Raw genomic sequence first — 20,128 nt, 5'->3', positions numbered from 1 at the left:
CGCGACATGGCGGATGCACTGGAAGGACTGGGTCCGGGGTCGGACGAGCTGCAGGAACTGTTGGAGGTCGCGCTGCGCGCCGCCCAGGCCGGGGCCGACGTCCTGAGCGGTCGTGACTGCGCCGAGTTCCACGCGCAGACCAAGTCCTCGGACGGCGACTGGGTCACGTCCTTCGACGTTGCCTCGGAGGAGGCCGTGAGCGCCGTCCTGCGCCGTGAACGGCCCCGGGACGCCATCACGGGCGAGGAATCGGGAACGTACGTGCCCGAGCACCGCAGCCCCGTGCGGTGGTCGGTGGACCCGCTGGACGGGACCACCAACTTCATCCGGGACATCGTGTACTACGCCACGTCCGTGGCCGCGTGCGACGAGCACGAGAACTGGCTCGTAGGGGTCGTGAACGCCCCCGCTCTCGGGCGGATCTATTACGGCGTCGCGGGCCTGGGTGCGTGGGTCAGGCGGGACGGACGGGACACGAGGCTCACGGGTCCGGTCCCCGGCCGCCGGGGCGCGCTCTACGGCACGGGTTTCTCATACGACGCCGCCGTGCGGCGTGAGCAGTTCGGCTCGTTCCTGGACACCATGGAGAACTTCTCGGACATGCGGCGTCTGGGTGCGGCCTCCCTGGATCTCTGCATGGTGGCCGACGGCACCCTGGACGGTTACTCCGAACGGGGACTGCACGAGCACGACTGGGCGGCCGGTGCATTAATCGCCCATGAGGCCGGAGCGGTGGTGAACCGCCCGGAACTGCCGGTTCCGCCGGCGCTGAGTGACCAAGAACACGATCCGGACGGTGCGATCGTGAACGCCTACGAAGAGGCCCGCGTGACCAGTGTGATCGCGGCTTGGGCCCGGAGCTGAGTGGCGGTAATCACACCGTTATCCGTCGGCAATCACAGCGTTATCCCGGCCGCTGAGCGGGGTCGGGTTGACCCGTTCGTCGGGGGTGGCCTAGCGTGGCCGGAGTTGATCGGCCGTGGTGACCGTGATACGTGTCCGCGACTGGGGGTGTCCCCAGAAGCGGGATAACGAAAAAGTAACTTTCTGCTTGGCAATGCCCGGAACGTTACGTTATCGTTATCATCAACTTCCTCAGCGGACTTTCGTGAGCGGAAGTTCGCTTCCGGGCCCACTCGATCCGTGGCCCGGCTTGTGCTGGATGTTGCCGCAACACCGTACGTCGTCTGTATGGCAGCATTCCGTAGTTTCTACCCCTTACACCAACTGTCAAGGGTGGACGACGGCGCGAAGACACCCAGGGATGGGAACGAGCGTAGGTGGCCTTACGGAGCATGATGAAGACTTCAACCGCTATTCGCCGTGGTGCCGCTGCTGTCCTGATGGGCGGCGTGGCCGTGGGCGCCTTCGCCGTTCCCGCCAATGCCGCGTCCGACGCGACCTGGAACGCTCTGGCTCAGTGCGAGTCCGGCGGTGTGGCCAGCACCAACACCGGCAACGGCTTCTCCGGCGCTCTGCAGTTCACCCCGAGCACCTGGGCCGCCTTCGGTGGTCAGGGTGCCGCGCATCAGGCATCTTGGGCCGAGCAGAAGCGCGTGGCCGAGAACGTCCTGCAGGGTCAGGGTTGGGGCGCATGGCCCGCTTGCTCCGCCAAGCTCGGCCTGTCCGGCAACGGTGGGGGCGTCGCCTCCGCCGCCTCGGTGAGCACCCAGGCGTCCTCCGTGCAGCAGGCTGCCCCGGTGCAGCAGGCCGCTCCCGCTCCGGTCCAGCAGGCTGCCCCCGTGCAGCAGGCCGCCCCGGTGCAGCAGGCCGCTCCCGTGGCCCAGGCTCCGGCCGTCACCTACTCCGCTCCCGCGGCTCCCGTGCAGCAGGCCGCTCCCGCCGCCGGTACCTACACCGTGCAGGCCGGGGACACCCTGGGCACCATCGCCAACAAGCTGGGTGTCAACGGTGGCTGGCAGGCCCTGTTCGCCGCCAACTCCGGCACCGTGGCGGACGCCAACCTGATCTTCCCGGGCCAGGTTCTCAACATCCCCGCCTGATCCAGGCACACATCGCTTGCGATGACCGGGTGATGCGGTGGACCGAGGTCCGCCGCTGACCCCTCGAAGCCCCGCCCCGCACCGATCCCGGTGTGGGGCGGGGCTTCGTCATACCCGGAACCGGTCTGGATCCCACGGTGTGGGCTGTCACGCCACGGCATCCTGCGGGGCCCCGATTGCCGAGCCGGAGGATTCCTCTCCGGCTTCCGGGGTGCGACCGGTGCGGTGCCACAATGAGGTCATGACGACTGAGATCGCGATCATCGGAGCAGGCATCGCCGGATTGTCCGTGGCCTCGGAGCTGGCGGAACATCGGGGGACCGGTGAGGGGATCCTCGTGCTGGAGGCAGAACGGGACGTGGCCATGCACACGTCCTCCCGGTCGGCGCAGCAACTGATCCCGAGTTACGGTCCGGAACCGGTGCTCGAGCTCACCCGCTGGAGCATCGCCAGGTTGCTCGAAGCCGGCAGTGATCTGGCGGCGCCGCTCGCGTGGCCCAGCCCGTTCGTCGTCGCCGGCTCACCCGAGGACGTCGCCGCGATGACCGTCCCGGGGTTGAAAGAGATCTCGGGAGGCGAGCTGTTCGAGCTGTGCCCCGAACTGCGCGGCAACCCGCAGCGCTTCCGGACCGCCGCCGTGGACGAGTCCGCGGTGCGCACGGATGCCACCGCCCTCGTGGCATGGCATCGCGAGCGAGCGCTGGCGGCCGGCGTCGAGATCCGAACGAACAGCCGCGTGACCAATGTCAGGCGGGCCGGGGACCTGTGGGAGCTGACCCTCGACGCCGCCCCGCAGGAGACCGTGCGTGCCGCCACGGTCGTGAATGCCGCGGGTGCGTGGGCGGACGAAGTGGGCGCGCTGTTCGGCGCGGTGCCCCAGGGATTGCAGCCCCTACGCCGCACGGCGGCCCTCGTGTCCTTGGCGGAGCCCATGCCGCCGGAACACCCCATGGTCGACGACGCCGCCGAGGACTGGTACTACCGCCCCGACGCCGCGGGCGCCATGATCTCGCTCGGGGAGGCCGAGCCCAGCGAACCGTGCGATGCCCAACCGCACGAGGGCGCCGTCGCCGGGCTGATCGCCACGATCGAACGGGAGACCAGCCTGCGGATCACGGGCGTGGTCAAGGCATGGACCGGGCTGCGCACGGAACGTCCGAGCGACGTCCCCGTGTGCGGCTGGGACCCGGTGGCAGCGGGGATGTTCTGGCTCGCGGGGCAGGGCGGTTACGGGTTCCAGACGAGCGCGGCACTCGCCAGGGCCGCGGCGGAACTGGTGCTGCGCGGTGAGGTGGGGGACTGGCTCAGCCCCGCCACCCGCGATGCTCTGGCGCCGGACGGCTCACCCGATCAGTCCGCGACCCCCAGGTAGCGGGCGAGCCACGCGTACTCCCACGCCGTGTCCTTCCACTGCGAGTAACGCCCGGACGCCCCACCGTGGCCGCCCGCCATCTCGCAGCGCAGCACCACGGTCTCCGGGTGCCGGGCCCGAGTGCGCAGGGCGGCGACCCACTTGGCCGGTTCCACGTACAGCACGCGGGTGTCGTTGAGGCTCGTGACCGCCAGGACGGGCGGGTAGTCCGCGTCCCGGAGGTTCTCGTAGGGGGAGTACGACCGCATGTACTCATAGACCTCGGCCGAGTCCACGGGGTTGCCCCACTCCTCCCACTCGAGGGCGGTGAGCGGCAGCTCGGGCATGAGCATGGACGTCAGCGGGTCCACGAACGGAACCGCCGCAAGGGCCGCGCAGTACAGCTCGGGCGCGAGGTTGAGCACGGCTCCCACGAGCAGGCCGCCGGCCGAGCCACCCATCACGGCGATCCGCTGGGCGTCTACGTCCGGGCGGGCGGCGAGGTGGCGGGTGACGGCCACGTAATCGGTGAACGTGTTGGTCTTGGTGTCCTTCTTACCGTTCTCGTACCACCCACGCCCGAGCTCGCCACCGCCGCGCACGTGCGCGACCGCCCAGATCACGCCCCGGTCCAGCAGCGACAACCGGGACACGGAGAAGCCGGGGTCCATGCTGATCTCGTAGGACCCGTAGGCGTACTGCAGCACGGGTGCGGGGCGGTGCGGGTCCAGGTCCGCGCGGCGCACGATGCTCACGGGGATCCGGGTCCCGTCCTCGGCCACGGCCCAGTCCCGTTCCACGGTGTAGTCCTCGCTGCGGTATCCGCCCAGCACGGTGGCCTCACGCCGCAGGACGGGTTCGCCCACGCCGTACTCGTTCGTCCCGGACTCGCCGGGTTCGGCGGTGGGGATGTCGTAGACGCGCGGGGGCGTCACGAAGGACGTGTAGGACACCCGCACCACGGGGTTCTCGTACTCCGCGGAGAGCACGCCACTCGTGTAGAGCTCCTCGTCGAACGCGGCCTCGGTCCCGTCCAGCAACGACGACGACGCCGCACCGGCCGCCGCGCTCGGCGCCGCGGCGTTGTCCGAGTCCGCGATGCGTCCTGAGCCCGTGTCCGATGTCGAGGGCACGGCCTCGCGTGGGCCCGCAACGATCTCGTCCACCGCGCGGCGCGGGATCAGGCGGACCCGGGGCGTGGTGTCCGCGCGCAGGGCCACGACCAGGTGGGTGGCGGTGGGAACACAGGACTCGATCCGCACGTCCTCCGATGCCGGGATGACATCCGTGAGCTCGAGGTCTGCGAGGGCACGGCCCGCGTGCCCGAGCGGCATGAGGCTCACCCGCCCGTTGGGGGCGTGCGCATCGTGGGTCAGGAGCACGTAGGCCTGGCCGGCCACCGTGAGGGGTTCCACCTCGTAGAGCACCCGGTCCTCGCGCGAGATCATGACGCGCCAGGGCAGGAAAGCCGGCCCAGCGGCGTCGTCGGACGCATCGGCGACCGGCTCATCCGTGGGGGAGCCGGTCAGCTCGGTCAACGGCAGGATCCGGTACTCGCTGTACTCCGAGCAGGACGAGGACAGCATGAGCCACCGCTTGTCCGCGGAGAGCTCGGCCCCGAGCCACAGACCGGGGTCGTCCTCCTGGAACAGCAGCTCGTCGGAGGATGCGTCTTGGCCGATGACGTGCCGGTACACGCGCCACGGCCGCCAGGACTCGTCCACGACGATGTAGATCAGCTGGGAGGCGTCCGGTGTGAGGAACGCGCCGTACGAGGTCTGCTCGATCCGGTCCGCGAGCAGTTGTCCCGTGGCGAGATCCTTGACATGGATCGTGAACCGTTCGTCACCTGCGGTGTCCTCGGACCAGGCCAACCTGGAGCCGTCCTCCGACACGCTGAAGGCGCCCAGCGCGTAGAAGTCGTGCTCCTGGGATGCGGCGTTAGCGTCCAGGAGGGTCTGTTCGCCGTCCAGTGCGGTGCCCGGTTCCACGGTGGGCGGTGTCCACTGCGCGGGGTCGGTGACCGGGACGCGGCAGAAGACCTGGTGCGCACCGCCCTCGACCGTGCGCGTGAAGTACCACCAGTCCCCGCGACGTGACGGCACGGACAGGTCCGTCTCGAGCGTGCGGTCCTTGATCTCCCCGTAGATCCGCTCGCGCAGGGGCGCCAGATCCTCGGTCGTGGCCTCCGCGTAGGCGTTCTCGGCGTCCAGGTGCGAGCGCACCTCGGGGGAGTCCTTGTCCCGGAGCCACTCGTAGGGATCGGCGAAGGTGTGCCCGTGGAACGTGCGCTCCACCGGGCGGCTCGGGGCCACGGGATACGACGGCTGCTCGGAAGTCATGCCCACAGTCTAGGGACGGGCGGGGACGCGGATACGACGACGCCGCGCGGGCCCGTCCGCGCGCGAGGAGTCGCACCGGGGACCCTCTGTTTACAAGACAGATGCTGCGGCGTCGACGGCGTGCAGATCCGCACCGGCCGGATGGTCGCGCTCGCGGGCGGGCACAATGGTCCCGTGCAGACTCCCACCCCTTCGCAGCGCGGCATGTCGCGCGCCGACACGTGGCTGCAGATCGTCCTGGTGCTCGGCGTGTCCCTCGGGGCGTCCGCGGTCTACGCCGTGCTGGATCTGGCCGAGGTGCTCATGCGGTCCTCGCTGGCCGACACCACGACGACGCTTAACCGGCCCCTGAGCAGCGTCCCCCTGATCGACGCGCTGCGTCAGCTCACCGGCATCGGCTTCGCGCTCGTCCCCGTGCTGCTGGCCCTGTACCTCATGGCCGGCGTGGCGCGGGGGATCCCCGGCGTGCTGTGCAGGATCGGGGTGGATGGGCGCAGACCCGTGTGGGACACGCTGTGGGGAATGGGCCTGTTCGCGGTGATGGGCGGCGGCACCCTGGTGCTCTATCAGGCGGGCCGGTCCCTGGGGATCACCGCGCAGATCACCACATCCACCATGGAGCAGACCTGGTGGGCGGTTTCTTTGCTCGCGCTCTCCGCGCTGCGCCACTCGATCGTGGAAGAGATGATCGTGGTGGCGTTCCTGTGCGAGCGCTTGCGATCCCTCGGATGGTCGTGGTGGCCCGTGGCGGTGGCCTCCGCGGTGGTGCGGGCCAGCTATCACCTGTACCAGGGGTTCGGACCCGCGCTCGGGAACCTGGTCATGGGACTCGTGTTCGTGTGGCTCTACCGCCGCGGCGGTCGACTCATGCCGCTGCTGATCGCCCACGCCCTCCTGGACACCGCGGGCTTCCTGGCCCCGCAACTGCTCGCGGGCTGACGCCGGATACCGGGCGGAGCGGCGTCGTCGGCCGCCCCAAGGGAACCGGCTCAGATGGTGACGGTGCCGTCCGGGGTGTCGAAGGAGACGGCCATGACCCCGGGGGTGCCGTTGGGGGCGCACCACGTGACGTCCAGCGAGCGCAGGACGTCCTCCACGGGACCGCCGAGCCATTCCGTGACGCGGTCGGGGGAGCCGGCGATCTCCATCCCGCACAACCGGACGTCCGTGATCCGCGCCTGGGACGGGTGCATCTCGTCCTCGGAGTCGAAGTGCACCATGAACGGCAACTGCGGGTCGGAGATCAGACCCTTCACGCCGATCTGATGCCATTCCAGCTGCCGACCGTCCGGGAACAACCGGCCACCGGGCACGGAGGGGCGGCCCAGCTTGGCCTCGAAGGGCGCGAGGTCGGGGACCTCCACGACCCAACCGAGCCAGCCGCCGCCGGCCTCGGAACGGGCACGGACGGCCTGACCGAACGGCGCCTTCTCCGCGGCGGGGTGCTCGAGCACCGTGACGACCTCCACGTACTGGTGGTCGGTGAGCGGCAGGATCATGTTCCGGGTGCCGAAACGGGGGTGCACACCGCCCTTGACCGGTTCGATCCCCAACCGGTTCGCGATGCGTTCGGTGGTGGCCTCGAGGCCGTCGGGCTGAGCCGCGAAGGAAACGTGATCCAAGTTCATGACGCCATCGTGGCACCGGCCACACGGGCCACCAAATCGAGCGCGAGCCGGCGAGTGTGTGACCTGCGCCGCCCGGTCGGGTGGGCAGGGCCGGCTCTGCGCACCTCCCGGGACCTGTCATCGGGGCGGCTGATCCGGGCGGTGGCTGTGTTGGTCCAGGTCAACGAGACGTGCGTCTCCTAGGCTGGAGTCCGCAGCATCAGCCGGGGAGTCTCCGACCGAACCCTCGCTATGTGACCTGAGACCGATATCGATCCCGATCACTACGAGGTGGTTCACGTGTCCGCAAATGCCGTCGGTTTCGCACTCCTGATCCTGGGAGTCGCGCTGCTCCTGGGGAAGTTCGTGCGCGTCAAGGTGGGCTGGGTCCAGAGCCTGTTCCTGCCGAGTTCCATCATCGGCGGCGCGATCCTCCTGATCCTGGGCCCGCAGGCGCTGGGCCGCTTCGACGGGCCGTGGGGCGAGAACGGACTGTTCACCGAGGGGATGGTGGAGACCTGGGGCGTGCTGCCCGGGCTGCTCATCAGTGTCATCTTCGCCACCATGTTCCTGGGCCAGGACCTACCGTCCCCCAAGCGCGCGGCCAAGCTGGTGGGCCCGCAGCTGTCCCTGGGCGTGGCCTTCGGCTCCGGTCAGTACGTGATCGGTCTGCTACTCGCGGCGCTGATCCTGGTGCCCGTCTTCGCCGCCGCGCCCATGACCGGCGCGCTCATCGAGATCGGTTTCGAAGGTGGCCACGGCACGGCCGCCGGCATGCGACCCGTCATGGAGGACCTGGGATTCGGCGAGGGCGCGGACCTCGCCGTGGGTCTGGCGACCGTGGGCATCGTGGGCGGCATCGTGATCGGTATCGGCCTGATCAACTGGGGCGTGCGCACCGGCAAGACCGAAGAACTCAAGGGCGACGTGAAGATGTCCGTGGCCGAGCAGAAGGGCCTGTTCCGCAGCGACGAGTACTACTCCGCCGGCACCATGACCAGCCGCCCGTCCTCCGTGGAACCGTTCTCCCTGCACATGTCCATCGTGGCCGTGGCCATCCTGATCGGCTGGTGCATCCTGGAGGGGCTGCGCTGGATCGAACAGCAGACCTACGCGAGCGTGATGCTGGACGAGACCACCCCGCTGGAGATCTTCGCCTACGTCCCCCTGTTCCCCATGGCCCTGCTGGGTGGTGTGATCTTCCAACTGCTCGCCAAACGGCTGGGCTTCGACAGGTACATCGACCACCAGGTCATGCTGCGCATCCAGGGTCTCGCGCTGGACTTCCTGATCGTCTCCGCCATCGCCACGCTCTCCCTGCAGGCCGTGGGGGACAACCTGGCGGCGTTCACCATCCTGGCGGTGGCCGGCATCGCGTTCAACGTGGCCATCTTCCTGTGGCTGGCACCCCGGATCATCGGCCGCTACTGGTTCGAGCGCGGTATCGGTGACTTCGGCCAGTCCATGGGCGTGACCGCCACCGGTCTGATCCTCATGCGCGTGGTGGACCCGGAGGCCAAGACCCCCGCGTTCGAGGCGTTCGGTTACAAGCAGCTGGTGTTCGAACCGTTCTTCGGTGGTGGCCTGGTCACCGCACTGGCCATTCCCGTGATCTACCTGACCGGTGTGTGGCCGCTGTTCTTCGTGATGCTCGCGGTGTTCATCGTCGCCGTGCTCACGGGTCTGTTCTACTTCCATCCGCGGGAGATGAAGGACCGGGAACTGCACACCCGGGAGATGGAACAGCAGAAGCGGGCGGGCCACTGACCCCGAGCCCGCTCGCAGTGTCCCCGGCTTGACTCCCGCCCCGCCGGGTTCGGACAATGAGGTAATAGGTCACGAGAGTCAGCGCGAAGCCCCAGCTAGCTGACCGGCAACCCTCCCTTCCGCGGTGGGGTGCCCTGGGTGAAGACCTGGCCGTGGCGTCGACCGACGTCGTGCGGCAAGCGCGGGTCATTGGTGCCCGGTCACAGCACGGGCACCGTGCGGATCGCCACCGGACCCCTGATCCTTCCGAGAAGGAGTACGGCCATGAGCACCGCTCCCACCCCCGACAATCCCCAGGGCTGGTCGTTCGAGACCCGACAGATCCACGCGGGCCAGAACCCGGACCCCGTGACCGGGGCGCGCGCCCTACCCATCTACCAGACCACGTCCTTCGTGTTCCCGGACGCCCGCACCGCGGCGGCCCGGTTCGCGCTCGAGGAAATGGGCCCCATCTACTCGCGCCTGACGAACCCCACCACGGAGGTCGTGGAGAACCGGGTCGCGTCCCTCGAGGGCGGCGTGGGGGCCCTGATGGTCTCCTCCGGGCAGGCCGCGGCCACGCTCGCGATCCTCAACCTGGGCGGCGCCGGAACCCACGTGGTGGCCAGCCCGTCCCTGTACGGCGGGTCGTACAACCTGCTCAAGCACACGCTGCCGCGCATGGGCGTGGAGACCACGTTCGTCTCGGACCCGGACAATCCCGCGCAGTGGCGGGACGCGGTGCGTGAGAACACGGTCGCGTTCTTCGGCGAATCCATCCCGAACCCCCGCAACGACGTGTTCGACATCGAGACGATCGCCGGGATCGCCCACGAGGCGGGTGTCCCGCTCATCGTGGACAACACGATCGCCACGCCGTACCTGGTGCGGCCCATCGAGTGGGGTGCGGACATCGTGCTGCACTCGGCCACCAAGTTCCTGGGCGGACACGGCACCGCGATCGGCGGGTTCATCGTGGACGCCGGCGCGTTCGACTACTCCCGGGACCCGGAGCGGTTCCCTGGTTTCAACCAGCCGGACGAGACGTACAACGGGCTCGTCTACGCCCGGGACCTCGGCGCGGACGGGGCCTTCGGCGTCAACCTCTCGTACGTCCTCAAGGCGCGCGTGCAACTGCTGCGCGACCTGGGGACCTCCATCTCCCCGTTCAACGCGTTCCTGATCGAACAGGGCATCGAGACGCTGTCGCTGCGCATGGAACGCCACGTGGCCAACGCCCAGAAGGTCGCCGAGTGGCTCGAGGCACGCCCCGAGGTGCGCTCGGTGTCCTACGCCGGGCTCGAGTCCTCCCGCTGGCACGACCGCGCCCTGAAGTACGCCCCCAACGGTGCCGGGTCGGTGCTCGGCTTCGTGCTCGACGGCGGCCGGGACGCCGGTGTCGCGTTCGTGGACGCCCTGAGCCTGCACTCCAACGTGGCGAACATCGGCGACGTGCGCTCGCTCGTGATTCACCCCGCCTCCACGACGCACGCCCAGCTCAAGGACGAGGAGCAGCTCGCGGCCGGCGTGGAACCGGGATTCGTGCGGCTGTCCGTGGGTGTCGAGGGCATCGACGACATCCTCGCGGACCTCGAGTCCGGATTCGCCGCGGTGGGTGCGCGCGGCGACGCTGCCGGCGACGCGGCGTCGTCGGCGGGGGACACGGGGCACTGACCATGACGGTCGTGGGCAACGGGCCGCGCACGCGGCGCGACGGCGTCGTACGGCGGGCCGAACTCGGCGAGCTCGTGCTCGAGTCCCGGTTCCGGCTGCCGGACGTGCACCTCGCGTACGAGACGTGGGGCGAGCTCGCGGCGGACGGTTCCAACGCGGTGCTGATCGAGCACGCGCTCACGGGTGACACGCACGTGGCGCGCGGTGGTGCGGGGCATGAGGACGCCGCGAGCGCTCCCGAGGGCGCGGCCGCCGCGGCGGACGGTTGGTGGGACGGACTCGTGGGCCCGGGTGCCGCGATCGACACGGACCGCTACTTCGTGGTGTGCGCCAACATCCTGGGCGGGTGCTACGGCAGCACGGGACCCGCGAGCCCCGCACCGGACGGCGTCCCGTGGGGCTCGCGTTTCCCGCGCGTGACCGTGCGGGACTCGGTGACCGCGGAGGCCCTGCTCGCTCGGGCGCTCGGAGTCTCCCGGTGGCGGCTCGTGATCGGCGGGTCCATGGGCGGAGCTCGCGCCCTCGAGTGGGCCGTGTCCCACCCGGATCGGGTGGCCGCGTGCGCCGTGATCGCGGCCAACGCCCGGGTGGGCGCCGAGCAGCTCGCGTGGGGCCAGGCCCAGGCACTCGCGATCCGCCAGGACCCGAACTTCCGGGGCGGTGACTACTACGCGGGCGAGTACCCGGAGGCCGGTCTGGGGCTCGCGCGGCGGATCGCGCACATCACGTACCGCAGCGCGCACGAGCTCGAGACGCGCTTCGGGCGCGAACCCCAACCCCGCGAGGACCCGCATGCGACCCACGTCGCGGACCGCGGTCGGTACCAGGTGGAGAGCTACCTGGACCACCAGGCGTCCAAACTCGCGGGCCGCTTCGACGCGAACTCGTACCTGAGCGTCAACGAGACCTTGATGTCGCACGACGTCGCTCGGGGCCGCGGCGAGCTACGGGACGTCCTCGCCCGCACGCGGTGCGAGTGGCTCGTGGCCGCAGTGGACTCCGACCGGTTGTTCTTCCCCGCGGAATCCGCCGAACTCGTGGCCGCGCTGCCGGGGGAGCAGGAACTGCACACGATCACGTCCCCGAGCGGGCACGACGGGTTCCTCATCGAGACCCCGCAGGTGGGCATGTTGCTGCGGGAGACCGTGCTGCGGGACTGAGCGGGGAGCCCCGACGGGCCGGCCTGACCGGGGAGACCCAGTGGGAACGGGCCGGCTCAGGCCTCCCGGTCCTCGCCGGGGATGCCCTCGCCCGCACCGGGGATCGTGGTGCGCCCGAACGAGGGGCGCTTGGCGGTGATGTTGTCCCCCGAGCTGCGGCGCCGGATCCGGCGGCCGACCCACGGGACCAGGTACTTCCCGGCCCACACGAGGTCCTCGCGGCGCGCCTCGCGCCACGTGCGCGCGGGACGGTCCCCGAGTTCACCCGGGACCAGGTCGTGCTCGACCCCCAGCGAGTCCAGGACCTCGCACGCGATGAGTTGGTGGCCCAGGGGCGAGAAGTGCAACCGGTCCGGGGCCCACATCGCCGGCTCCCCCAATTGCTGCAGACCCCACAGGTCCACCATCACGGCGTCGTGCCGGGCGGCCACCACGCGCACGTTCTCGTTGAAGATCGCCACCCGCCCACGGATCCCGCGCAGCACGGGGGTGTTGCCGATGTCCGGCCCGTCGAACATCGTGACCGTGGCGCCCGTGGCCGCGAGTTTCCCGATCACGGCGTCGAGCCGCACGGCGATGTCGTCCGGATCCGCACCGGGTCGCAGCATGTCGTTGCCGCCCGCGCTGATGGTCACGAGGTCCGGGCGCAGTTCCAGGGCCGGTTCCAGCTGCTCGTCCACGATGCCCTGGAAGAGCCGACCGCGGATGGCGAGGTTGGCGTACGCGAAGTCGTCGGTGTGGCGCGCGAGCTCCTCGGCCACGCGATCGGCCCAACCGCGCACACCGCCGGGGACGGCGTCGTCGGGATCGCCGACGCCCTCCGTGAAAGAATCGCCGATCGAGACCATGCGGTGCCAGGGGTGCTTCGGGTCGGAGGGGTCCGGGGAGTGCGTGCTCTTATCCATACCCGGTTTCTAACACACCCGCCTGAACGACTCAGGCCCGCGGGCAGTGCCGGGTGGGCATGTCAGGATGGAACCATGCAGCAAGCTCCCCACGTGATCTGGAACAACGAACCGCAGGACCGCGCCGGAACACCCTTGGTGGTCATGTTCCACGGCTACGGTTCGTACGAGGAAGACCTCATGGCCCTGAGCTTCGCGCTACCGCAGGGCTACACGTACGCGTCCGTGCGCGCACCGCAACGCGCTGGTATGGGGTTCCAGTGGTTCCCGCTGGCCGCGGATCTCGCGTTCACCACGGACGCCGTGGTCGCCGCCGCCGAGGCCGTGATCGAGTGGTTGCGCGAGGAGTCCCAGCAGCACACGCACGTCTTCCTGCTGGGGTTCTCGCAGGGCATGGCCATGGCGACCACCGTGGCGCGGCACGCCCCGGAGCTCGTGGACGCCGTCGTGGGGATGTCCGGGTTCGTGATCCCCGTGGCGCCCGACGACGCCCAGGCGGGGTTCTTCCAGGACGAACGACTGCGCGCCGAGCCGCTGCGCATGTTCTGGGGCCGGGACCCGGAGGACCCCGTGATCACCCCGACGCTCGTGGACGGCACCGCCGAGTGGGCCAACGACCACACCCAGCTGACCAAGATCCAGTACCGGGGCATCGGCCACGGGGTCTGCCCGGAGGAACTGGCGCACATCAAGGAGTATCTCCAGGCCGCCGTGGACGCGACCTCGTAGCGCGTCAGCCCGTCACGATCCGCACGGGCGGCAGCTCCGCCCCGACCACCGCGATCACGTCCCCGGCGTGCAATTGCGCGCCGCGGCGCAGTTCCACCGCGCCGTTGACCGTGACCTGCCCCTCGGACACCAGGTGCTTGGCGTGTTGCCCGTCCTCCGCGAGGTTCGCGAGCTTGAGCGCCTGGCCCAATCGGATCATCTCGTCGCGGATCGGGAGTTCTTCGTAGTCGTCGTGCTGCATGGGTCCATCCTCGCAGGCCCGGGAGTAGTGTGCACCGGTGACCTCTCCCACCCCCGTCCGCCGTCCCGCACCCACTCCACCCGCGCCCGCCCGGAGCCCGCTCGTCCTGCTCACCGGGGTCGTGCTGAGCATCCTGGCGGGGTCGTGCCTGGCCGTCCAGTCGCGGTTCAACGGCACGCTGGGCCGCACCATGGGGGACCCGTACCTCGCCGCGCTCGTGAGCTTCGGGATCGGGTGCGCGGTGTTGCTCGTGGGCTCCGTCCTGCTGCCCGCGGGCCGGCGCGGCGCGGCCCGGCTGCCGGGCGTGCTGCGCACGCGGCGGATCCGCTGGTGGTACTTCCTGGCCGGGGTCTTCGGCGCGTACCTCGTAATCGCGCAGACGCTCACGACGGCGCTGCTGGGCGTGTCCGTGTTCATCCTGGGTCTCGTGGTGGGCCAGTCCCTGGGAGGGATGCTCGTGGACCGGTGGGGGATCGGCCCCGGCGGGATGCAACCGCTGAGCCGCTACAGGGTGCTCGGTACCGTCCTGATCCTGGCCGCCGTGGCCGTGGCCATGGTGCCGCGGTTCTCGGCGGGTTCCCTGCACATGTCCACCCCGGCGCTCGTGGGGGCGGTTGCGTTGCCCGTGCTCGCGGGTGTGCTCAACACGGTGCAGACGGCGTGGAACGCTCACATCGCCGCCGCCACGGGGACCCCCATCACGTCCACGCTCACGAACTTCGCAGCGGGGACCGTGGCACTCGTGATCGTGGCCGGTGTGGCCCGCTGGCTCACGCGCCCCGGCCCCGTGCAGTGGCCCCACGACTGGTGGCTCTACACGGGCGGGATCCTGGGCATCGTGTTCGTGGCCGCCGGGGCGGTGCTGGCCCGGCACGTGGGGGTGCTGCAGACCAGCCTGGGGCTCGTGACGGGCATGTTGCTGGGGGCTCTCGTGCTCGACGTCGCGGTGCCCACCGCCGCCACGGTGGTCACCCCCGTGACGGTCGCGGGCACGCTGGCCACCCTCGTGGGCCTCGTGGTGGTCACGCTCCCATGGGGTTCACGCCGCCGTTCCTGAGCCGCGATCCTCCGTGGCGTGGTCGGAAATCCGTCGCTCCCCGATTGATTGCACGTGCAATGGTTTGTCGTTAGATTATTCGTGAGACCCACGTCACACTGAGGCGCCGCGAGGAGACGACCATGACCCAGATCCCACATTTCATCGCAGGCACACGCGTCCCGGGGGAGTCCGGACGATTCGGGGACGTCTACAACCCCGTGGAGGGGAAGGTCGCGGCGCAGGTGCCGCTGGCCACCGCGGGCGAGGTCGAGCGCGCCGTCGCCTCGGCCCAGGAGGCGTTCCCCGTGTGGTCCGCGCTCAACCCGCAACGCCGCGGGCGGCTGTTGCTCAAATGGGTGGACAAGATCAACGAGCACGCGGACGAACTGGCGGAGCTGCTGTCCAACGAACACGGCAAGACCCTGGAGGACGCGCGCGGGGACATTCAGCGCGGCGTCGAGGTCGTGGAATTCGCCGCCGGGGCGCCCCACCTGCTCAAGGGGGAGTTCTCCGCGAACGCCGGCACGGGGATCGACGTCCACTCGGTGCGCCAGCCCCTCGGTGTGGTCGCGGGGATCACCCCGTTCAACTTCCCGGCCATGATCCCGCTGTGGAAGACCGGCATCGCGCTCGCGGCGGGCAACACGTTCGTGCTCAAGCCCTCCGAGCGTGACCCCTCCGTCCCCGTGCGACTCGCGGAACTCGCGGTCGAGGCAGGGATGCCCGAGGGCGTACTGAACGTGATCCACGGGGACAAGACCGCCGTGGACGCGCTGATCGAGGACCCGCGTGTCAAGGCCGTGGGGTTCGTGGGTTCGAGCCCGATCGCCCAGTCCATCTACGTGGCCGCGGCGCAGCACAACAAGCGCGCCCAGTGCTTCGGGGGCGCCAAGAACCACATGGTCATCATGCCGGACGCGGACCTCGAGCAGGCCGCGGACGCCCTCATGGGTGCCGCCTACGGCTCCGCGGGTGAGCGCTGCATGGCGGTGTCCGTGGCGGTGCCCGTGGGGGAGGCCACCGCGGACCGGCTCATCGAGCTGTTGCGCGAACGCATCGACAATCTCACCCTGGGCCCGTCCCTCGACCCGTCCTCGGACTTCGGCCCGGTCGTGGGCCCGGACGCCAAGGAACGCATCGAGCGCTACATCGGCATCGGCGAACAGGAGGGTGCCACGCTGCTCGTGGATGGGCGCGGTGCGGAGGTCGCGGGTCACCCCGACGGCTTCTGGGTCGGTGCCACCCTGTTCGACCGCGTCACACCGGACATGCAGATCTACAAGGACGAGATCTTCGGCCCCGTGCTGTGTGTCGTGCGTGCCGAGGACTACGAGGAGGCCCTGCGCCTGCCCTCCGAGCACGAGTACGGCAACGGCGTGGCCATCTTCACGCGCGACGGGGACACCGCGCGCGACTTCACGTCCCGGGTGGACGTGGGGATGGTGGGCGTGAACGTCCCGATCCCCGTGCCCATCGCGTACTACACCTTCGGCGGGTGGAAGGCCTCCGGTTTCGGGGACCTCAACCAGCACGGCACGGACGGGTTGAAGTTCTACACGAAGACCAAGACCGTGACCACGCGCTGGCCCTCCGGGGCCAAGGAGGGCGCGAGCTTCGTGATGCCCGCCGGCAGCTGAGCCGGCCAGCGGGCGCCCGCGGGTTCCCTTCTTCGAGGCCCGGCCAGTGGTCGCCGCCCCATAGGTCCCGTCCCGCGGGTCCCGCAACTCACGACCCGCACTTCGCGACCCGAGCCGAACGCCCGAACCGAACGTCCCGAACCCCTCGGGTTCCGAACCGTCAGGGAGCACCATGAACACCTCCGGCACAACACATCCCCGCGTGGCCTTCCTGGGCCTGGGTCACATGGGCGGGCCCATGGCCGCCAACCTGGTGGCCGCGGGCGTCCCGGTCCTGGGGTTCGACGTGGTCCCCGCCGCGATGGACGCCGCCCGCGCGGCCGGGGTCACGGTGGTGGACTCGCCCGCGGCCGCGGTCCGTGAGGCGCAGGTCGTCATCACCATGTTCCCGTCCGGCCAGCACGTTCGGCAGGCCTATGCCGGCGACGACGCCGCGCCCGGTCTGCTCGCGGCGGCACCCGCCGGGACCACGTTCCTCGACTGCTCCACGATCGACATCTCCGACGCGCAGGACGCCGCCGCGCTCGCCGTGGCGACGGGCCACCGGGCGGCGGACGCACCGGTCTCGGGCGGCGTCGTGGGTGCCGAGGCGGGAACGCTCGCGTTCATGGTGGGCGCCCCGGAGGACGTGTACCGGGAGGTGCTCCCGCTGCTCGAGATCATGGGCGGGCGGATCGTGCACTGCGGCGGCAACGGCATGGGACAGGCCGCGAAGATCTGCAACAACATGATCCTGGGCGTGTCCATGATCGCGGTGAGCGAGGCGTTCGTGCTCGCCGAGAAGCTGGGGCTCACGCACGACGCGATGTACGACGTCGTCTCGCAGGCCTCGGGACAGTGCTGGTCCCTGACCACGAATTGCCCGGTGCCCGGACCCGTTCCCACGAGTCCCGCCAACCGCGATTTCCGGCCGGGCTTCGCCGGAGCCCTCATGGCCAAGGACCTGAACCTGGCCGTCTCCGCACTGACCGATACCGGGGTCGCGGCCCACATGGGCCCGCTCGCCGCGCAGCTGTACCGCGACTTCGCGGCCGGCGACGGCGCTCACCGGGACTTCTCGGGGATCATCGAGACCATCCGCGCCGAGAGCGAACGCGGGGCCTGAGTGGCATGGCGTGAGTGGCGGGGCTTGAGCGGCGTGACTTGACCGGCCTGGCTTAAGCGGCGGGGCGTGACGGTGTCGAGGGTGTCAGTCCTCGATCGCGAAGTCCCCGGCGTGCGCACGGAAGCGCCGCAGGATCGCGATGAGCGAGTCCACCTCGTCCGGCGCGAACCCCGTGTCGCGGAACAGGTCACGGTTGAGCGCCTCGGTGGCCTCGGCGGCTACGGCCGTTCCCCGATCCGTGAGCACGATGGTGATGGCCCGCCGGTCACTGGGCAGCGGCTCTCGCCGGACCAGTCCCGCGTCCTCGAGGCGGTCCACCGCGTTGGTCACGGAGGTCGGGTGGACCTGCAACAGGGCGCTGGCCTTCTTCATGAGCATCTGGTGCTCGCGCGAGAAACTCAGCAGCGCGATCAACTCGTAGCGCGCGAACGTGAGCCCGAATGGTTTGAGGATGCCCTCCGCCCGGGACAGCAGGATCTGTTGCACGCGCATAATGGCCGTGACCGCCGCCATGGGCGCAGCGGTGTCCTCCCACCCGTGCCGCACCCAGTTGCGTTGCGCCTCGGCAATGGGGTCCCTGGGGAGCCCGGGAGTGGTTGACATGGGGAACCCGCCTTCTTCATCGGATGCCGTCGGTGCCCTCCCACGGCCCGGACAGGGTACCAAGGGGCTGTCATCGAACAGTCGCCGCTGGGCGCCTTGTCACGGCACAACTATTACCGGATGGGCGTCACCGGCTGGTCGTCTTCGCATGGCCCTCACCGGGCGGCCATCACTGGTCCAGGGAGAGGTCCTCCTCGCGGTACTCCGTCCCGTACCCTTCCGGTGCTTGGCCGGATTCCGAGCGCCGCGTCTCCGCCGAGCGCAGTTCCACGCGGCGGATCTTGCCCGAGATGGTCTTGGGCAGCTCCAGGAACTCGATCCGCCGGATCCGCTTGTAGGGCGCGACCTTGGTGCGGCAGTACCCCAGGATCTCCGCGGCGGTCGCGGCGTCGCCCGTGCGGCCGGGCGCGAGCGTGACGAAGGCCTTGGGGACCGCGAGGCGCAACTCGTCCGGGGTGGGGACGATGGCCGCTTCCAGCACCGCGGGATGCTCCACGAGCACGGACTCGAGTTCGAACGGGGAGATCTTGTAGTCGTTGGACTTGAACACGTCGTCGGAGCGGCCCACGTAGCTGAACACCCCGTTCTCGTCCACCGAGACGATGTCGCCGGTGTGGTAGAGCCCGTCCCGGAACGCTTCGGCGGTCCGCTCCGGGTCCCCGTAGTAGCCACGCATGAGTCCCACGGGCCGCGGGTCCAGGCGCAGGCACAGTTCGCCCTCGCCCGCCTCCTCGCCGGTCACGGGGTCCACGACGGTGACGTCGAACCCGGGCAGCGGTACGCCCATGGAACCGATCCGGATCCGGCGCCCGGGCGTGTTCGCGACCTGCAGCGTGGTTTCCGTCTGGCCGAAACCGTCCCGGATGGTGCAGCCCCACGCGCGGTGCACCTGGTCGATGACCTCCGCGTTGAGCGGTTCGCCCGCGGACATGGTCTTGCGCGGCGGGGTGCGCAGCTGGGTCAGATCCGCCTTGATGAGCAGGCGCCACACGGTGGGCGGCGCGCAGAAGCTCGTGACCCCCACCGAGTCCATCGCGCTCATGAGCGCGGAGGCGTCGAACTTGGCGAAATTGCACACCAGGATGGTGGCCTCCGCGATCCACGGTGCGAAGAAGTTGGACCACGCGTGCTTGGCCCACCCCGGGGACGCCACGTTGAGGTGGATGTCACCGGGTTCCAGACCGATCCAGTACATCGTGGAGAGGTGACCCACGGGGTAGGACGTGTGGGTGTGCTCCACGAGTTTCGGCTTGGACGTGGTCCCGGACGTGAAGTACAGCAGCAGGGTGTCGTCCCCGCCCGTGGGGGTCTCCGGCTCCAGTTCGTCCGAGCGCGAGTGGGCCTCCCGGTAGTCCAGGCACGTGCGGCCGGGGAGTTCGGGTGCCTCCACGGGATCGGAACCTGCACGGACGCCCGGGACGTACACGACCGTGTAGTCCCCGGGCACCGACGCGAACTTGGCGGCGTCCGCCACGCCGGCCACCGCCCACGAGGCCCCGGCGCGTTCCACCCGGTCCGTGAGGTCCGTGGGTCCCATCTGGGTGGTCGTGGGGATCACCACCGCCCCCAACTTGATGCACGCGAGCATGGACTCCCACAGTTCCACCTGGTTGTTGAGCATCAGGATCACGCGGTCCCCGCGACGCACACCGCGCTCGCGCAGCCAGTTCGCGACCTTGTTGGAGTCCCGGCTCAGCTGCGCGAACGTGCGGGTCAGGCGCGAGCCGTCCTCCTCGAGGATGATCAGGGCGTCCTGGTCCCGGCGCTCGGGCGAGGCCGCGAGCTGATCGAACCAGTCCAGGCCGAAGTTGAAGTGCTCGAACCGCGGCCACACGAACTCCTCCCGGGCCCGTTCCCAGTCTTGCTGGAGTGACACCAAGTGGTCGCGTGCGGCGCGAAACTCGTCCGTGACGGTCATGACCGGCCCCCTCGAATCCATGTGATCTACCACACACAAATGTACTTGGACGGTCTATAGTTGAAAAG

17 protein-coding genes and 1 riboswitch are annotated in these 20,128 nt (G+C 69.8%); of the genes, 11 read left to right on the top strand and 6 right to left on the bottom strand.

Annotated elements, in window-relative coordinates:
* Positions 1–6 precede the first annotated feature (6 nt).
* The 3 genes from AS25_RS06415 (at position 7) to AS25_RS06405 (ending at position 3,375) form a co-directional block, all read left to right on the top strand.
* Entirely contained in the window at positions 7–864 is an 858-nt protein-coding gene (locus AS25_RS06415) for an inositol monophosphatase family protein (protein WP_052160767.1), read from the top strand.
* A gap of 431 nt (positions 865–1,295) precedes the next feature.
* The gene (locus AS25_RS06410; protein ID WP_035963594.1) at positions 1,296–2,003 is read left to right on the top strand and encodes a LysM peptidoglycan-binding domain-containing protein; all 708 of its coding nucleotides are present in this window, start codon (positions 1,296–1,298) and stop codon (positions 2,001–2,003) included.
* A gap of 241 nt (positions 2,004–2,244) precedes the next feature.
* On the top strand, positions 2,245–3,375 hold the full coding sequence (locus AS25_RS06405; protein WP_035963592.1) for an NAD(P)/FAD-dependent oxidoreductase: 1,131 nt from the start codon (positions 2,245–2,247) through the stop codon (positions 3,373–3,375).
* Here AS25_RS06405 and AS25_RS06400 read toward each other — a convergent pair.
* Positions 3,354–5,696 carry a S9 family peptidase gene (locus AS25_RS06400; protein ID WP_035963590.1) on the bottom strand — a complete coding sequence of 781 codons (2,343 nt, stop codon included), beginning with the start codon at positions 5,694–5,696 and terminating at the stop codon, positions 3,354–3,356. The two genes, AS25_RS06405 and AS25_RS06400, sit on opposite strands and share 22 nt — an antisense overlap.
* Positions 5,697–5,870: 174 nt before the next feature.
* Between AS25_RS06400 and AS25_RS06395 the strand changes: the two genes are divergently transcribed.
* Positions 5,871–6,635 carry a CPBP family intramembrane glutamic endopeptidase gene (locus AS25_RS06395; RefSeq protein WP_367379152.1) on the top strand — a complete coding sequence of 255 codons (765 nt, stop codon included), beginning with the start codon at positions 5,871–5,873 and terminating at the stop codon, positions 6,633–6,635.
* 50 nt (positions 6,636–6,685) lie between these two features.
* On the opposite strand, the gene AS25_RS06390 is transcribed toward AS25_RS06395, so the two are convergent.
* Entirely contained in the window at positions 6,686–7,324 is a 639-nt protein-coding gene (locus AS25_RS06390) for a VOC family protein (RefSeq protein WP_035963589.1), read from the bottom strand.
* Positions 7,325–7,603: 279 nt separating this feature from the next.
* Here AS25_RS06390 and AS25_RS06385 point away from each other — a divergent pair, with 279 nt between their 5' ends.
* The 3 genes from AS25_RS06385 to metX all read left to right on the top strand — a co-directional run bounded on the left by AS25_RS06385 (position 7,604) and on the right by metX (position 11,883).
* Positions 7,604–9,070 (top strand): sodium/glutamate symporter, encoded by a 1,467-nt coding sequence (locus AS25_RS06385; RefSeq protein WP_035963587.1) that lies wholly within the window; start codon positions 7,604–7,606, stop codon positions 9,068–9,070.
* 67 nt (positions 9,071–9,137) lie between these two features.
* Positions 9,138–9,258: riboswitch (SAM riboswitch) on the top strand.
* 76 nt (positions 9,259–9,334) lie between these two features.
* Positions 9,335–10,723, top strand: a complete 1,389-nt coding sequence (locus AS25_RS06380) for a bifunctional o-acetylhomoserine/o-acetylserine sulfhydrylase (RefSeq protein WP_035963585.1) — start codon at positions 9,335–9,337, stop codon at positions 10,721–10,723.
* Positions 10,724–10,725: 2 nt separating this feature from the next.
* A complete protein-coding gene (gene metX / locus AS25_RS06375; RefSeq protein ID WP_035963583.1) occupies positions 10,726–11,883 on the top strand; it encodes a homoserine O-acetyltransferase MetX in 1,158 nt (385 codons plus the stop codon).
* Positions 11,884–11,939: 56 nt separating this feature from the next.
* On the opposite strand, the gene AS25_RS06370 is transcribed toward metX, so the two are convergent.
* Entirely contained in the window at positions 11,940–12,788 is an 849-nt protein-coding gene (locus tag AS25_RS06370) for an SGNH/GDSL hydrolase family protein (RefSeq protein WP_035963581.1), read from the bottom strand.
* Between the two features lie 75 nt (positions 12,789–12,863).
* Between AS25_RS06370 and AS25_RS06365 the strand changes: the two genes are divergently transcribed.
* Positions 12,864–13,517, top strand: coding sequence for an alpha/beta hydrolase (locus AS25_RS06365; protein ID WP_035963579.1), 654 nt, complete (start codon positions 12,864–12,866; stop codon positions 13,515–13,517).
* Positions 13,518–13,521: 4 nt separating this feature from the next.
* Here the strand turns inward: AS25_RS06365 and AS25_RS06360 are convergent, their stop codons facing one another.
* Complete coding sequence (locus AS25_RS06360) at positions 13,522–13,758, bottom strand: RNA-binding S4 domain-containing protein (protein ID WP_035963577.1); 237 nt, start codon at positions 13,756–13,758, stop codon at positions 13,522–13,524.
* 37 nt (positions 13,759–13,795) lie between these two features.
* Between AS25_RS06360 and AS25_RS06355 the strand changes: the two genes are divergently transcribed.
* The 3 genes from AS25_RS06355 to mmsB all read left to right on the top strand — a co-directional run bounded on the left by AS25_RS06355 (position 13,796) and on the right by mmsB (position 17,539).
* On the top strand, positions 13,796–14,815 hold the full coding sequence (locus AS25_RS06355) for a DMT family transporter (RefSeq protein ID WP_052160766.1): 1,020 nt from the start codon (positions 13,796–13,798) through the stop codon (positions 14,813–14,815).
* A gap of 122 nt (positions 14,816–14,937) precedes the next feature.
* The gene (locus AS25_RS06350; protein WP_035963575.1) at positions 14,938–16,434 is read left to right on the top strand and encodes a CoA-acylating methylmalonate-semialdehyde dehydrogenase; all 1,497 of its coding nucleotides are present in this window, start codon (positions 14,938–14,940) and stop codon (positions 16,432–16,434) included.
* Between the two features lie 172 nt (positions 16,435–16,606).
* Positions 16,607–17,539, top strand: a complete 933-nt coding sequence (gene mmsB, locus AS25_RS06345; RefSeq protein ID WP_035963573.1) for a 3-hydroxyisobutyrate dehydrogenase — start codon at positions 16,607–16,609, stop codon at positions 17,537–17,539.
* Positions 17,540–17,623: 84 nt separating this feature from the next.
* On the opposite strand, the gene AS25_RS06340 is transcribed toward mmsB, so the two are convergent.
* Both AS25_RS06340 and AS25_RS06335 read right to left on the bottom strand, forming a co-directional pair.
* Positions 17,624–18,142, bottom strand: coding sequence for a MarR family winged helix-turn-helix transcriptional regulator (locus tag AS25_RS06340; protein WP_035963571.1), 519 nt, complete (start codon positions 18,140–18,142; stop codon positions 17,624–17,626).
* Between the two features lie 169 nt (positions 18,143–18,311).
* The gene (locus AS25_RS06335) at positions 18,312–20,060 is read right to left on the bottom strand and encodes an AMP-binding protein (protein WP_035963570.1); all 1,749 of its coding nucleotides are present in this window, start codon (positions 20,058–20,060) and stop codon (positions 18,312–18,314) included.
* Positions 20,061–20,128: the final 68 nt, after the last annotated feature.

Source organism: Kocuria marina (assembly GCF_000786655.1).
Taxonomy (GTDB): domain Bacteria; phylum Actinomycetota; class Actinomycetes; order Actinomycetales; family Micrococcaceae; genus Kocuria; species Kocuria marina_A.
Note: the sequence above shows the minus strand (reverse complement) of the source record. Positions and strands in the feature narration are given on the sequence as shown.